This window comes from Acidovorax sp. NN32 (assembly GCF_057597245.1).
On sequence record NZ_CP199679.1, the window covers coordinates 3,928,322 to 3,941,427 of the forward strand.

12 protein-coding genes are annotated in these 13,106 nt (G+C 65.3%); 1 reads left to right on the plus strand and 11 read right to left on the minus strand.

Features of this window, described 5'->3' with window-relative positions; genetic code table 11:
• Nucleotides 1-179: 179 nt before the first annotated feature.
• From ACT89O_RS18120 to amaB, 9 genes are all read right to left on the minus strand, one after another.
• The gene (locus ACT89O_RS18120; RefSeq protein WP_121420787.1) at nucleotides 180-668 is read right to left on the minus strand and encodes a tetratricopeptide repeat protein; all 489 of its coding nucleotides are present in this window, start codon (nucleotides 666-668) and stop codon (nucleotides 180-182) included.
• Between the two features lie 150 nt (nucleotides 669-818).
• Nucleotides 819-1,601: an anti-sigma factor gene (locus tag ACT89O_RS18125; protein ID WP_487260773.1), complete on the minus strand. Its 783-nt coding sequence runs from the start codon at nucleotides 1,599-1,601 to the stop codon at nucleotides 819-821.
• Nucleotides 1,598-2,236 (minus strand): RNA polymerase sigma factor, encoded by a 639-nt coding sequence (locus ACT89O_RS18130; RefSeq protein ID WP_487260774.1) that lies wholly within the window; start codon nucleotides 2,234-2,236, stop codon nucleotides 1,598-1,600. Before ACT89O_RS18130 ends, ACT89O_RS18125 begins: the two co-directional genes overlap by 4 nt.
• 117 nt (nucleotides 2,237-2,353) lie before the next feature.
• The gene (locus tag ACT89O_RS18135; protein WP_487262883.1) at nucleotides 2,354-3,592 is read right to left on the minus strand and encodes a Y-family DNA polymerase; all 1,239 of its coding nucleotides are present in this window, start codon (nucleotides 3,590-3,592) and stop codon (nucleotides 2,354-2,356) included.
• 153 nt (nucleotides 3,593-3,745) lie between these two features.
• Complete coding sequence (locus tag ACT89O_RS18140) at nucleotides 3,746-5,431, minus strand: thiamine pyrophosphate-binding protein (protein WP_487260775.1); 1,686 nt, start codon at nucleotides 5,429-5,431, stop codon at nucleotides 3,746-3,748.
• A 23-nt stretch (nucleotides 5,432-5,454) separates the two neighbouring features.
• Entirely contained in the window at nucleotides 5,455-6,681 is a 1,227-nt protein-coding gene (locus ACT89O_RS18145; RefSeq protein ID WP_487260776.1) for a pyridoxal phosphate-dependent aminotransferase, read from the minus strand.
• The gene (locus tag ACT89O_RS18150) at nucleotides 6,678-7,595 is read right to left on the minus strand and encodes an amino acid ABC transporter substrate-binding protein (protein ID WP_487260777.1); all 918 of its coding nucleotides are present in this window, start codon (nucleotides 7,593-7,595) and stop codon (nucleotides 6,678-6,680) included. Before ACT89O_RS18150 ends, ACT89O_RS18145 begins: the two co-directional genes overlap by 4 nt.
• A 74-nt stretch (nucleotides 7,596-7,669) precedes the next feature.
• Nucleotides 7,670-8,866, minus strand: a complete 1,197-nt coding sequence (locus ACT89O_RS18155) for an NAD(P)/FAD-dependent oxidoreductase (RefSeq protein ID WP_487260778.1) — start codon at nucleotides 8,864-8,866, stop codon at nucleotides 7,670-7,672.
• A gap of 23 nt (nucleotides 8,867-8,889) precedes the next feature.
• A complete protein-coding gene (gene amaB, locus ACT89O_RS18160; protein ID WP_487260779.1) occupies nucleotides 8,890-10,425 on the minus strand; it encodes an L-piperidine-6-carboxylate dehydrogenase in 1,536 nt (511 codons plus the stop codon).
• A gap of 244 nt (nucleotides 10,426-10,669) precedes the next feature.
• Between amaB and ACT89O_RS18165 the strand changes: the two genes are divergently transcribed.
• A complete protein-coding gene (locus tag ACT89O_RS18165; RefSeq protein ID WP_487260780.1) occupies nucleotides 10,670-11,581 on the plus strand; it encodes a LysR family transcriptional regulator in 912 nt (303 codons plus the stop codon).
• 359 nt (nucleotides 11,582-11,940) lie between these two features.
• Here ACT89O_RS18165 and ACT89O_RS18170 read toward each other — a convergent pair whose 3' ends face one another.
• A complete protein-coding gene (locus ACT89O_RS18170; RefSeq protein WP_487256253.1) occupies nucleotides 11,941-12,279 on the minus strand; it encodes a carboxymuconolactone decarboxylase family protein in 339 nt (112 codons plus the stop codon).
• A 434-nt stretch (nucleotides 12,280-12,713) separates the two neighbouring features.
• Nucleotides 12,714-13,103 carry a TipAS antibiotic-recognition domain-containing protein gene (locus ACT89O_RS18175; RefSeq protein WP_288850907.1) on the minus strand — a complete coding sequence of 130 codons (390 nt, stop codon included), beginning with the start codon at nucleotides 13,101-13,103 and terminating at the stop codon, nucleotides 12,714-12,716.
• Nucleotides 13,104-13,106 lie beyond the last annotated feature (3 nt).

Here is a 13,106-nt window from a genome sequence, read left to right on the forward strand (position 1 = left end):
TACCAATCAAGTCTAACGGGCCAACAGGGCCTTACACACCAAAAAACCAGGCGCCTGAAAACGATATAGAGCGGATAACAAAACCCAGCGCAGCGGTTCTGGCGAGGCGCCACGTCGCAGGCAGTACGGGTAGTACGACAAGACGCAGCAACGACGCCAGAAGGGTTTTTTAGCCGCTCTTACTGCGCCGGCTTGTAGGCCGCAATGGCCTTGGCCAGATCGGTGGTCTCCTCGCACTGCGCGCAGATGGCCTGCAGCTTGGCGAGCTGGGCTTCGGCCTGCGCCTTCTGGCCAACCTTGAGGTAGCCCATGCCCGAGTATTCCAGCGCTCCCTTGTGGCGGGGGTCCAGCGCCAGTGCCTTGTTGTAGGCCGCAAACGCCTCGTCGTATTTGCCGAGCCAACGGTTGGAGTAGCCCAGCAGGTTGTAGGCATCGGCGTTCTGCGGATTCTGGGCCACCACCTTGCTGAAGCTGCTGGCCGCCAGCGCCCAGTTCTTGGCTTCGATGGCTTTTTTGCCCACGGCAAAATCATCGATGCGTGCGTTCTCCACTGGCGTGGTGGGCATATCGGCCGCGTGGGCCATGGGCAGTGCCAACACGGGCACCAGCACCAGCGCCAGGCTCAGCAGGGGCGCAGACATCAAGGGGCGAACAGGGAATGAAGGCATGGGAAGCTCCTGAAAACGTGAAGTTGGAATGGTCGGAGGCCGCGCTGGCCCCATGCCGGAGACCGGCACCTCAGATAAACGACACGGAATGCAAAACGGATGCAGCGCTGGACAGTTATTTTTGCAAAGCCGACGGGAGCCTCGCGCCGCTCACCACAGCTTGGCGCAGTTGCCGGTGAAAAACACGGTGCTGCTGGGCACCTGCGGCGTTGCCGATGTCTCCAGCGTCACCATGAGTTTGCTGACCTTGAGCAGCAGCTTCTCCGACGTATCGGGCAACACCGACACCGCAGAACCTGCCACCGGCACCGTGCCCAGCACAAACGGGGCACCGTCAGCTGGCACCGCCCACAGCACGAGCTGGGGGGCTGCACCCGCCATCGTCGCTGGCTTCGCTGGCATCGCTGGAAGCGTGATAGGCCCGATGACCTTCACCGTCAGCGTGCGTCCATGGCGCAGCGAACTCACCAGCACCTTGCCGTTGCCCGCCTCGTCCGTCAGCAGGCCCACATAGGCCTGCGGCAGTTTGTCCCCTGCGCGCAAGGCCACCTGGTCGCTCGACACAAACAAGGTTGGCACCGCAGCCACCAGGGCCACGGTGGCCACCACACCCAACACCACACCCGCCAAGCCCTGCAACACACCATGGCGCCGCCACAGCACACCGGCCCAACCGCCCTGCGGGGCTGCGTCTTTCACATCGCGCGGCCGGGTGCGCGCCTCTATGGCGGCCCACACGCGCTGCGGTGGCTGTTGCACCGGCACCGAACGGGCCAGCATCCCCAGCCGCCCTTCCCACTGCGCCACCAGCAACTGCACGTCGCCGCGATCGCGCAGCAGCCGCTCGAAGCGGCGGCGCGCGCCACCGCCCAGCGTGCCCAGCACATAGGCAGACGCCAGGTGGTCCAGCAGCGCGGGGTGGGTGTACCTCATGCGCCCACCCCTTGCGCGGACAGGCAGCTTTTCAGGCGCTCCAGGCCCCGCCGGATCCACGCCTTGACCGAACCCAGGGGCGCGCCCATCTGCGCCGCCACCTCGGAATGCGACAGGCCCTGGTAGTAAGCCAGTGCCAGGCTTTGCCGGTAGCTTCCGTCCAGCGCATTCATGCAGCCTTCGATGCGCAGCGCCTGGGTGGCCTGCTCCAACAAATGCATCGCGCTGGGTGCGGGGGCCAATGCAGACGCAGCACCCGGCGGCGCGTCGCGGCCATCCCCATCACTGCCTGCAAGCTCTGTGGTGTCGTTCCAGGCGCTTTCAGGCCGCCGGGCGCGGGCACGCAAGGCGTCCAGCGCCTTGTTGCGCACGATGGCAATCAGCCACGTCATGGGCTGGATAGGCTGCCCGCCCACTTCGCTGCGGTAGCTCCCAGCGTTCTTCCAGATGCTCACATACGCCTCTTGCAGCACATCCTCGGCCGCCTGTCCTTGTCCCAACATACGTACGGCAACGCCGAACAGATGCACGTGGGTGCGCTGGTAGATCTGCGCGAAGGCGGCATGGTCTCCCCCGGCTGCGGCGCGGATCAACGCTTGCAGGTTGGCGGAAGGAACATCGGTGGCAGTGGCCATATGCGGGCGAGTATAGGAACGCAACAGGCGGTGCAGGCAGGTCCCACTCTGGGTGTTTACGCCGATTGCCACGACCCCACCGGGCCGTGAACTGGCAGGAAACGACGTCAACCCGCGCTAAAAAAGCTGCGCCGTGCCACCCACACCCTCTGCGCCATCTGCGCGATCTGCGGAGCCTGGCTCGCGTCGGCGCGCTTCTGCCGTTGCCCCAGCCCGTGGCTCCAGCACGGGCTCTTCGCCCCGCCGCGCCAGCGTGCTGGCCCGCACGCCCAGCAGCCGCAGGCGCTTGTCCAGCGGCACGCGTTTGAGACACTGCCCGGCCAGCTGGCGGATGGTGGCGCCGTCGGCCGTGTAGAGGTTCGCCGTGTGGTCGCGCGTGGCGATCTTGAAGTCGTCGTAGCGCAGCTTGATGCCGATGGTGCGCGCCACATAGCCCTTGCGCTGCAGGTCTTCTGCCAGGCGCATACACAGGTCGGTGAAGATCGCGCCCAGTTCAGCGCGGTCTCGCACTGCGTGCAGATCGCGGTCGAACGTGGTCTCGCGGCTCATGCTCACGGGCTCGCTCTCGGTCACCACCGGGCTGTCGTCCCGCCCCCAGGCCACCCGGTGCATCCACGCCCCGGTGGACTTGCCAAAGTGGCCCATCAGCCATTGCTCATCCTGCGCCGCCAGCTGCCCGATGGTTTCGATGCCCAGCCGTGCCAGCTTCTCACCGGCCTTGGGGCCAATGCCATTGATTTTGCGCACATTGAGCGGCCAGATCCTGGTCTGCAGGTCTTCCTCGTAAACGATGGAGATGCCGTTGGGCTTGTTGAACTCGCTGGCCATCTTGGCCAGCAGCCGGTTGGGCGCCACGCCAATCGAGCAAGTCAGCCCGGTCACGTCAAAGATGCTCTTCTGGATGAGCCGCGCCAGCACCCTGCCCCCTTCGCGCTGGCCGCCGGGCACGTCGGTGAAGTCGATGTACACCTCGTCCACGCCCCGGTCTTGCATCACGGGGGCTATCTCCATGATGGTGCTTTTGAACAGGCGTGAAAACCGCCGCACCTCGTCAAAATCCACCGGCAACACAATGGCCTGCGGGCACAGCTTGGCGGCCTTCATCATCCCCATGGCCGAGCCCACACCAAACTGCCGCGCGGGGTAGGTGGCGGTGGTGATCACGCCCCGGCCCACATAGTCCTTGAGCAGCGGAAAGTCCTCCACCGGGATGAAATGCCGCTCCCGCAAGCCCGTGCCATCCGGTCCTTGCAGCAACAGTTCATCCACCTTGCGCCGCCCGCCCCCAATCACCACGGGCAGGCCCTTGAGCTGCGGGTAGCGCAGCAGTTCGACAGATGCGAAAAACGCGTCCATGTCGAGGTGGGCGATGCGGCGCAGCCGCTGCCCCTGGCGCTGAGGCGGGGCTGCAGTTGCGGGGTCGGTATCGGGGAAATCGGGCGCTGAAACGGTCACGCCCGCTATTGTGCGCGGCAGAGTGACAGACTGCTGCCACCGGGCATGACGGGACTATCGCCTGGCCATCGCCGCGCTGCGAATGCCCTGCAGCGTGCCCGTGGGCGTGATCGCCTCGGGGTCGATCAGGCAGTGCAACACGCTGGGCAGGCCGCTGGCGCGTGCACGGGCAAGAGCCGGTGCGAAGTCTTCGGTGTGCTCTACCCGCTCTCCATGCCCGCCAAAGGCCTGGGCGTAGGCTTTGAAGTCCGGATTCCTGAGCTGGGTGGCGCTGATGCGGCCGGGGTACTCTCGCTCCTGGTGCATGCGGATGGTGCCGTACATGGCGTTATCGAGCAGCACCACGATGATGGGCAGGCCGTACTGCACAGCGGTCGCAAACTCCTGTCCGTGCATCAAGAAGTCGCCGTCGCCCGCAAACACCACCACCTCGCGCTGCGGCCACAGGCGCTTGGCACCCACACCCGCAGGCAGGCCGTAACCCATGGAGCCACTGGTGGGCGCCAGCTGGCTGGCATAGGTGGTGAACGGCCAGAAGCGGTGCACCCAGGTGGCAAAGTTGCCTGCGCCGTTGCAGAAGATGGTGTTGGCAGGCAGCGTGGACTTGAGATGCTGCATGACCTGGCCCATCTGCAGCTCGCCGGGAATCTGGATGGGGTTGGTGTCGCTCCACAGGATGTACTCGGACCGTGCCATCTCCGCATGGGCATGCCAGGCCACCGCCCCCGCTGGCCGCACACCCGCCAGCGCCGCCGTGAATGCCTGCGGCGTTGCGTGGATGGCCTGCGCGGGCCGGTACAGCTTGCCCAGCTCATCGGCATCGGCATGCACATGCACCAGCGGCTGCGTGGGGTTGGGGATGGCAAACAGCTCGTAGCCCTGCGACGGGATCTCTGACAGGCGCCCGCCCACCACCAGCACCAGATCGGACTCGCGGATGCGTGCCAACAGGCGCGGGTTCACCCCCAGGCCCAGGTCGCCGCCATAGCAAGCGTGGTTGGCCGGGAAGAGCATTTGTCGCCGGAACGAGCAATACACCGGCAGCGACCAAGCCTCGGCAAACGCCACAAACTCGCGCACCGCCTGCTCGGACCAGCGGCTGCCGCCCAGAATGGCCACGGGCTGGTGCGCGGCCTTCAGGCGCTGGGCCAGCTCGGCCATCTGCGCAGCCCCTGGGTGCGTCTCGGTCACTTGGTAGGGCAATGCATCGGCCACGCTGGCGGCTTCGGTCAGCATGTCTTCGGGCAGCGCCACCACCACCGGGCCGGGGCGGCCCGAGGTGGCGACGTGGAAGGCGCGCGAGATCAGCTCGGGCACACGGGCCGGGTCGTCAATCTGCACCACCCACTTCGCCATGGTGCCAAACACCGCGCTGTAATCCAGCTCCTGAAACGCCTCGCGCCCCATGGCACCGCGTGCCACCTGGCCCACGAACAGGATCAGGGGGGTCGAGTCCTGGTGCGCGATGTGCACACCGGCCGACGCATTGGTGGCGCCGGGCCCGCGCGTCACAAAGCAGATGCCGGGCTGGCCGGTGAGCTTGCCCTGCGCCTCGGCCATCATGGCCGCACCGCCCTCCTGGCGGCACACGGTCACGCCGATGTCGGCATCGTGCAGCGCATCGAGCACGGCCAGGTAGCTTTCGCCGGGCACGCAGAAGAGCTGCTTCACACCATGGGTGATGAGCTGCTGCACCAGGATCTGGCCGCCGGTGCGGGGGGTGAGGGAGGTCGTTGTCATATCAGCGGTATCGGGTCAGGAAATCAGAACAGGGCCTGGCAGGCACGCTGAATGCGCGCGCAGGCTTCTTGCAGGTCGGCCGTGGACGCAGCGTAAGAGATACGGAAGTACGGCGCCAGCCCCAGCACGCCGCCGGGCACCACGGCCACATGGTGCTCGCGCAGCAGGTAGGCGCAAAAATCAGCATCGGTGCGCAGCAGCAAACCGCCTGGTGTGGTGCGGCCCAGCAAGCCTTCGCAGCTCGCAAAGGTGTAGAACGCGCCCTCCGGCACGCGGCAGCGCAGGCCGGGCGATGCATTGAGCGACGCCACCACCAGGTCACGCCGGTCTTGGAACGCTTGGCAGCGCTCGCGCACCACGTCTTGCGGCCCCGTCAGCGCCGCCACGGCCGCCGCCTGGCTGATGGACGAGGGGCAGGACGTGGCCTGGCTCTGCACCACCGCCATGGCGGCAATCAGCGCCTTGGGCCCTGCGCCGTAGCCCAGGCGCCAGCCCGTCATGGCATAGGCCTTGGAGACACCGTTCACCGTCAGCGTGCGATCGCGCAGCGAGGGCAGCACAGCGGCGGGCGTGGCAAAAGCGCGGCCGTCGTACAGGATGTGTTCGTAGATGTCGTCCGCCAGCAGCCACACCTCCGGATGGCGCTCCACCACCTCCAGCACCGGCCACAGCTGCTCGGCGCTGTAGGCCGCGCCGCTGGGGTTGGAGGGCGAGTTGATGAACACCCACCGCGTGCGCGGCGTGATGGCGGCCTCCAATTGCTCGGGCGTGATGCGAAAGCCGTTGGCCTCGGTGCAGGGCACCACCACCGGCACGCCGCCCGCAATCAGCACCATGTCGGCATACGAGGTCCAGTACGGCGCGGGCAGGATCACCTCGTCGCCAGGGTTCACCGAGGCCATCAGCGCGTTGTAGAGGATCTGCTTGGCACCCGCGCCTGCGGTGATCTCGTTGAGCTGAAAGTCCAGGCCGTTGTCATGCTTGAACTTGTGCTGAATGGCGGCCTTGAGTTCGGCCGTTCCGTCCAGCACCGTGTAGTGGGTCTCTCCCCGCGCCATGGCCTGCTGCGCGGCCTCCAGGATGTGCGCGGGCGTGTCGAAGTCGGGCTCGCCCAGGCCCAGCACGATCACGGGCTGGCCCTGGCGCTTGAGCTGGTTGGCCTCTTGCGTCAGGCGCACGATTTCCGAGACGCCGATGGCGCCGAGGCGGTCGGCCGCGCGGAAGGCCGTGGCGGGGATGGCAGCATTCATTGCTGGTAAGTCTCCAGGGGCTTGTCGTTGGGGGTGGCGAACAGCTGGCGCAGCGTGGTACCCAGCGGCAGGTTCAGGCTCATGTTCTTGGGCGGGATGGGGTTTACAAACCACTTGGTGTAGATCTTTTCCATCTCGCCGCTTTGCATGAGCTTGGTGAGAACACCGTCCACCGCGGCCTTGAAGGCGGGGTCGTCCTTGCGAAACAGCAGCGCAATGGGCTCGGCACCCAGCGGCTCGCCCACGATGCGGTAGGCCGAGGGGTCCTTGGAGTTGGCAATCATCCCGGCCAGCAGGTTGTCATCGAGCACAAAAGCGTCGGCGCGGCTGGTTTCAAGCAGCAAGAAGCTCTCATGGTGGTCCTTGCCCAGCACGGTCTTGATGGGCGCGCCACCCAGCGCGCGCTCTTGCTTGCGCAGCAACTGCACGGCGGTGGTGCCGGTGGATGCCGCAATGGTGCGGCCTGCGAGCTGGCTGATGGACTTCAGGTCCGAATCCTTGCGCACCGCCATGCGCACTTCGCTCACATAGGTGGTCACCGCAAAGGCCACCTGCTGCTGGCGCGCCGTGTTGTTGGTGGTGGGGCCGCAGCCGATGTCGAGCGTGCCGTTTTGCACCAGCGGCAGCGTGTTTTGCGCCGTCACGGCCATGTATTCAAGCTTGGCGTCGGGCGCGACTTCTTTCAGCACGCGCTCGCACAGCTCCACGTGATAGCCCACGTATTTTTCGTTGGCGCCCAGCGCGTAGGCCATGGGTGGCGAAGTCTCGCGCACGCCCAGCACGGCCTTGCCCGATGCCTTGATCTTCTCCAGCGTGGGCTGGGTGACCGTCTGCGCCAGCGCGGGGGCCGTGGCCATGCAGGCCAGGGCCAGGCCTGCTGCGAGCGCAGTGAAGGTCTTGCGGAAAATTGCCATGTCGTTGTCTCCTGGTGTGTTGTAGTTGGCAGGTTGAGAAAAGGGTGAGGGAAAACTGGCGGTACCGATGGCGCTCAAATCACGTTCTTTTCGAGCAGCGGCGCGTTGCGCGCGATGCGTTCAATGGACAGCGGCGACAGGTCCAGGCTTTGGTAGCGGCCCGTGAGCAACAACTCGGCCACGCCCCGGCCCACGGCAGGGCACTGCTGCAGGCCGTGGCCCGAAAAGCCGTTGGCAAACACCAGGTTGTCGCAAGCCGGGTGCAGGCCCACGATGGCGTTGTGGTCAAAGGTGTTCATCTCGTAGTAGCCCGCCCAGGCGCCCTGCATGCGCAGTGCTTCAAAGCCAGGGATGCGCTCAGCCAATGTGGGCCAGATGTGGTTGTCAAACGCGTCGTACTCGGGCTCCAGCGGGGCAAAGTCGGCGTCGTTGTCCGCATCCGGCGCAAAGCCGCAGATGAAGCCTTTGCCCTCGGGCCGCAGCCAAATGCCACTGGTGTCGATGAGCAGTGGGCAGCCCGGCAGCGCTGCGGGGCTGGCCAAGTTGAAGACCGTGCGGCGCTTGCCCACCACGGGCAAATCAATGCCCGCCCAGCCCGCAATGGCTGCCGCCCAGGGGCCACCGGCGTTCACGGCGTAGCGGCACGGCAGCACGGCGCCGCTTTGCAGGCGTACTGCGTTCACATGCAACACGCCGTCGCTGGCCGCAGTGTCCAGCCCCACAGCCTCATCGGCCACATAGCGCACGCCCTGGTTCTGTGCCTTCTTGCGCAGCGCTGTCAGCAGCAGGTAGCCATCAAACCAGCCTTCGCCCGACAGGCCCAGCGAGCCCAGCGCCACGTCCTGCAGCGCCAGCCAAGGAAAGCTCTCTGCCAGTTGCTGCGGGCTGAGCAGCGCCACATCGGCGCCGTGCTGCTTTTGCAACGCATGGTTCTCGCGCAGCGTGGCCTCGCCTGCCTGCGTGGCCAGGTACAGGTAGCCGCCTTCGTGCAGACCGATGTTGGGCACATCGCCGTTGCAGGCCAGGAGCGTGCCCACGTTGCGCAGAAAGCCAATGCCGTAGGCCGATATCTGGATGTTGATGTCGGTCGAAAACTGCTGGCGGATGGAGCTGGCCGACAGCGCCGACGAAGCGCGCGCATAGGTCGGGTCGCGCTCGACCACCACCACCTCGCAGCCCGGTTGCTGCAGCGTGAGGAAGTACGCAATCGCACTACCAATGACACCACCGCCGATGATGACGATGGGGTGTGATTCCTTAGCGATAGACATGAACGGTGCAACCAGCGCGTGGGTTACACGTCAAACGTCACGCCCTGCGCCAGCGGCAGTGCGGTGGAGTAGTTGATGGTGTTGGTCGCGCGGCGCATGTAGGCCTTCCAGCTGTCTGAGCCCGCTTCGCGGCCACCGCCGGTTTCCTTCTCGCCACCAAACGCGCCGCCAATCTCGGCGCCGCTCGGGCCAATGTTCACGTTGGCAATGCCGCAGTCCGAACCCGCGGCCGACATGAACTGCTCGGCCTCGCGCACATTGAGCGTGAAGATGGACGATGACAGGCCCGCTCCCACGGCGTTGTTCATGGCAATGGCTTCGTCGATGGTGCTGTAGCGCACCACGTACAGGATGGGCGCAAAGGTTTCGTGCAGCGCGGGGCCTTCATGGGCTTTCAACTCCACCAGAGCGGGGCGCACGTAATACGCATCCGCACCGCCCACGCCTTCCACGCGGCCACCACCGTGCACCGTGGCGCCCAGCGCGCGGCTTTGCTCCAGCGCTTTTTGCATGCCGTCAAACGCAGGGCGGTCTATCAGCGGGCCCACCAGCGTGCCGGGCGTGCGCGGGTCGCCCACCTGCACGTTGGCGTACACCTTGGTCAGCTGGGGCACCAGCTGGTCGTAAATGCTCTCGTGCACAAACAGACGGCGCAGCGTGGTGCAGCGCTGGCCCGCCGTGCCCATGGCGGCGAACGCAATGCCGCGCAGGGCCAGGTTCAAATCGGCCGAGGGCGCCACGATGGCGGCGTTGTTACCGCCCAGCTCCAAGATGCCGCGCGCAAAACGCGCTGCAAGGCGCGGGCCCACGGCGCGGCCCATGGCGGTGGAGCCCGTGGCCGACAGCACGGGCACGCGGGCGTCATCCACCAGCACCTCGCCAATGTCGCGCTGGCCCACGATCAGCTCCAGCAGGCCTTCGGGTGCGTCGGCACCAAAACGGGCGATGGCACGCTGCGCAATCGCGTGCGTGGCCAGGGCCGTGAGGGGTGTTTTCTCCGACGGTTTCCACACCACCGAATCACCGCACACCAGTGCCAGCGCGGCGTTCCACGACCACACGGCCACCGGGAAGTTGAAGGCCGAGATCACGCCACACACGCCCAGCGGATGCCAAGTTTCCATCATGCGGTGGCCGGGGCGCTCGGTGGCAATCGTCAGGCCATACAGCTGACGCGACAGGCCCACGGCGAAGTCACAGATGTCGATCATCTCCTGCACCTCACCCAGGCCTTCGGACGGGATCTTGCCCGCCTCGATGGTCACCAGCAGGCCCAGGTCGGCCTTGGCGGCGCGCAGCTCTTCGCCCAGCAGGCGCACCAGCTCGCCCCGGCGCGGTGCGGGCACATTGCGCCACGCCTGGAAAGCCGCATGCGCGCGGCCGATGGCGGCCGTGGCATCGGTCGCGCTTTGCTGTGGCACCTGGGCCAGCACCTCGCCCGTGATGGGCGAGCGCGCCGCCAGCGTGCCGCCGGTGTACGCCGTGCGGGGCACGCCCAGGCGTTGCAGCAGTTGATCGACTTCGGACACGAGGGAGGTGGCGACAGGGGTGGCGGACATGGCGGCTCGCTAGCTTGGATGGAGGCAGAGAAAGGGAAACAACGTGGGAAATCACACGCAGTGAATGCGCCAATATCCGCCAATCGCGCCGCGCTGGATAGCAAAAAAATGGAACTACTTAATCACAAATCAGCATGAAGTACCTGAAAATATCAGGACCGCCACCCTATACCCAATGGGCGACAGGGGCTCAAAAGGCTCAATTTTTGGCGTCACCCATCATTCCCCCAACGCATGACCCAGTATGACCCTGCTGCGCCGAACCTTCCTGCCCTCTACCGCCGACCTGCTGGCCTTTGAGGCCGCCGCCCGTCACCAGAGCGTGTCGCGCGCGGCTGAAGAGCTGCACCTCACCCAAAGTGCCGTGTCGCGCCAGATCCGCCAGTTGGAAGAGCAAATCGGCACCGCCCTCTTCCACCGCGTGCGCCAGCGCGTGGTGCTGACCGACGCGGGCCGGGTCTACGCGGCCGACGTGCAAAACGTGCTGCAGCAGCTGTCAGCCAGCACACAAAAAGCCATGGCGTTCTCCAGCACCGACGGCCTGCTCAACCTGGCCGTGCTGCCCACGCTGGGCACCCGCTGGCTCATCCCGCGCCTGGGCGGCTTCATGGCACTGCACCCCGAGGCCATGGTCAACTTCTCGGCCCGCACCGAGCCGTTTGACTTTGCGGGCACGCCGTTTGACGCCGCCATCCACTTCGGCACCCCGCACTGGGCAGGTGCCGTATGCGAATACCTGATGCACGAAGAAACCGTGCCCGTGTGCAGCCCCACCTACCGCGACCGCAACAACATTCACACACCGCAAGACCTCACGCGCGTGGTGCTGCTGCAGCAAAGCACCCGCCCCACCCAATGGGCCGAATGGTTTGAGCTGGTGGGCGTGCCCACGGCCCTGGCCCTGCGCGGCCCGCAATCCGAACACTTCGCCATGATTGCGCAGGCTGCAGTCTCGCACCTGGGGGCGGCGCTGCTGCCACGCTTTTTGATTGAGCAGGAGCTGGCTGCCGGGAGTTTGGTGGAGCTGTCAGACCAGGTGCTGACGAGCACCGATGCGTACTACTTGGTGTACCCGGAGGCACGGGCGCAAACACCGTTGGTGAAGGCGTTCAGGGATTGGGTGGTGGGGGAGTGCGGGGGCCAACGCCCTACTTAACCCTGCGCCCCGAGGCTGAAATGGGAAACATGGGGAAAAAATGGCGCTAGCACTTAGGGGCAAAGCGCTAGAAGCTATAAAAATTAGAGCGCCATTAGCCACTGTATCGGTGGCGTGGTTCGGGCACAAAGCAACGGCCGATGGGCCAACGTGCAGGGATTGTCTCGACACTGGCGCGGCCATTGACGGTGGCCGGAAGCGCGCTTCAACCGGTATAGATTGAACAGCCGGATGTGCTCATCGGCATCGCCAAAAAATTCTATTGATGTCGACGCTGCAGAACATGCCGTCAACGTTGAAATGCGAGGCGAAGCCCGCCACCCCGGGTGGTGTCTTCTCGATGGCAGGGTTGGGCCGCTTCAGTTGCTCTGTGCATTGCCAAATAGTCGAAGTGCGAGCAGGCCGTGCCCGACAGCTGCACCTGCCTGCAGAGCAGAAGCAATGAAGATGGCTTCGGCGAGCTCTTCACCGGTGACACCTGCTTTGACTGCATTCTTGGTGTGAGCTTCAATGCAATACGGGCATTGCGTGGTGATCGCCACTGCTACGGAAATGAGCTCACGGTACTTCGGCGGAATTTTCCCATCTGGCCTCTCAGCAGCAGCTTTGAGGTTGAGAAACGCCTTGGCTTCAATGGATGCTAGCTGTACGAGTTTTTGCGCGTACTGAAGATCTTGAGGTTGTTGATAGCTCGACATGATTGAACCCAGAGTCACGGGAATAGCCCCAGGGACTAAGAGGCGGCTTCGCGGTGTTTGGATTCATAGTCGCGAGAATTTGGTGGGCGCAGACTTTGAGAGCGGCCTGGTCTAGCTACGACTGGCGGGCTGTGGGCTGGCGGACCCCAGCCTACAGGACGTCTGTGCAAACCTCATCCCAGAGAACTGGGCCAGCGGGCCACACCATACCGGCCAAGACAGCGCCGAATGCCCGACGGTGGCCGAGGTGGCAGTGCGCTATCGGCGTTGCCGATTCAGGCGGTCAGCAATCGCCCCCACTCTCAGCGCCGCCACGGTACGGCCTTCGTGGTTGCAGCTGGGCTCGGCCACGCCGTCAACGCCTTGGAGCAAGCCCATGTCGTGTCCCGTTACGCCGGCTGTCGCACGCTCGATTCGGCCCGCAGTCTCTCGTGCTACTTCAGGCTCTGCTGCGCATACGCGTACACCGCATCCCCCAAAAACTCCACCATCCGCGGGTGGTACGCGTTGTGAAACGCCTTCATGTCCGCGTTGTCTTCATAGAACAGCGCGGTGCCCACATACGCGTCGCCCGACGGCGCGTAAAAGCGCGATGCGATGGCGTAGTGCTGGGCCATCAGTGCCTGGATGGTGCGGGACGCAGGCTCGTTCGCGTCGATCAGCGGGGCCAGTTCTTTGTAGAACGCATCGAAATCGGCATGCGCCTGGGCCTTGTCAACGTGCGCCCAGTTGTTGGTGCTGGCCAGGGATTGCGCTTGCTCGGCGCCCTGTGCGGCGCGGCATTGTTCGAGGTATTCGGGGGTGGCTTGTTGAAGAAGACCCATGGT

Excerpts from the sequence above, each read along its gene's own strand:
- ACT89O_RS18120 (WP_121420787.1), bottom strand. The coding sequence starts at position 668 with ATGCCTTCATTCCCTGTTCGCCCCTTGATGTCTGCGCCCCTGCTGAGC.
- ACT89O_RS18125 (WP_487260773.1), bottom strand. The coding sequence starts at position 1,601 with ATGAGGTACACCCACCCCGCGCTGCTGGACCACCTGGCGTCTGCCTAT.
- ACT89O_RS18130 (WP_487260774.1), bottom strand. The coding sequence starts at position 2,236 with ATGGCCACTGCCACCGATGTTCCTTCCGCCAACCTGCAAGCGTTGATC.
- ACT89O_RS18135 (WP_487262883.1), bottom strand. The coding sequence starts at position 3,592 with ATGGACGCGTTTTTCGCATCTGTCGAACTGCTGCGCTACCCGCAGCTC.
- ACT89O_RS18140 (WP_487260775.1), bottom strand. The coding sequence starts at position 5,431 with ATGACAACGACCTCCCTCACCCCCCGCACCGGCGGCCAGATCCTGGTG.
- ACT89O_RS18145 (WP_487260776.1), bottom strand. The coding sequence starts at position 6,681 with ATGAATGCTGCCATCCCCGCCACGGCCTTCCGCGCGGCCGACCGCCTC.
- ACT89O_RS18150 (WP_487260777.1), bottom strand. The coding sequence starts at position 7,595 with ATGGCAATTTTCCGCAAGACCTTCACTGCGCTCGCAGCAGGCCTGGCC.
- ACT89O_RS18155 (WP_487260778.1), bottom strand. The coding sequence starts at position 8,866 with ATGTCTATCGCTAAGGAATCACACCCCATCGTCATCATCGGCGGTGGT.
- amaB (WP_487260779.1), bottom strand. The coding sequence starts at position 10,425 with ATGTCCGCCACCCCTGTCGCCACCTCCCTCGTGTCCGAAGTCGATCAA.
- ACT89O_RS18165 (WP_487260780.1), top strand. The coding sequence starts at position 10,670 with ATGACCCTGCTGCGCCGAACCTTCCTGCCCTCTACCGCCGACCTGCTG.
- ACT89O_RS18170 (WP_487256253.1), bottom strand. The coding sequence starts at position 12,279 with ATGTCGAGCTATCAACAACCTCAAGATCTTCAGTACGCGCAAAAACTC.
- ACT89O_RS18175 (WP_288850907.1), bottom strand. The coding sequence starts at position 13,103 with ATGGGTCTTCTTCAACAAGCCACCCCCGAATACCTCGAACAATGCCGC.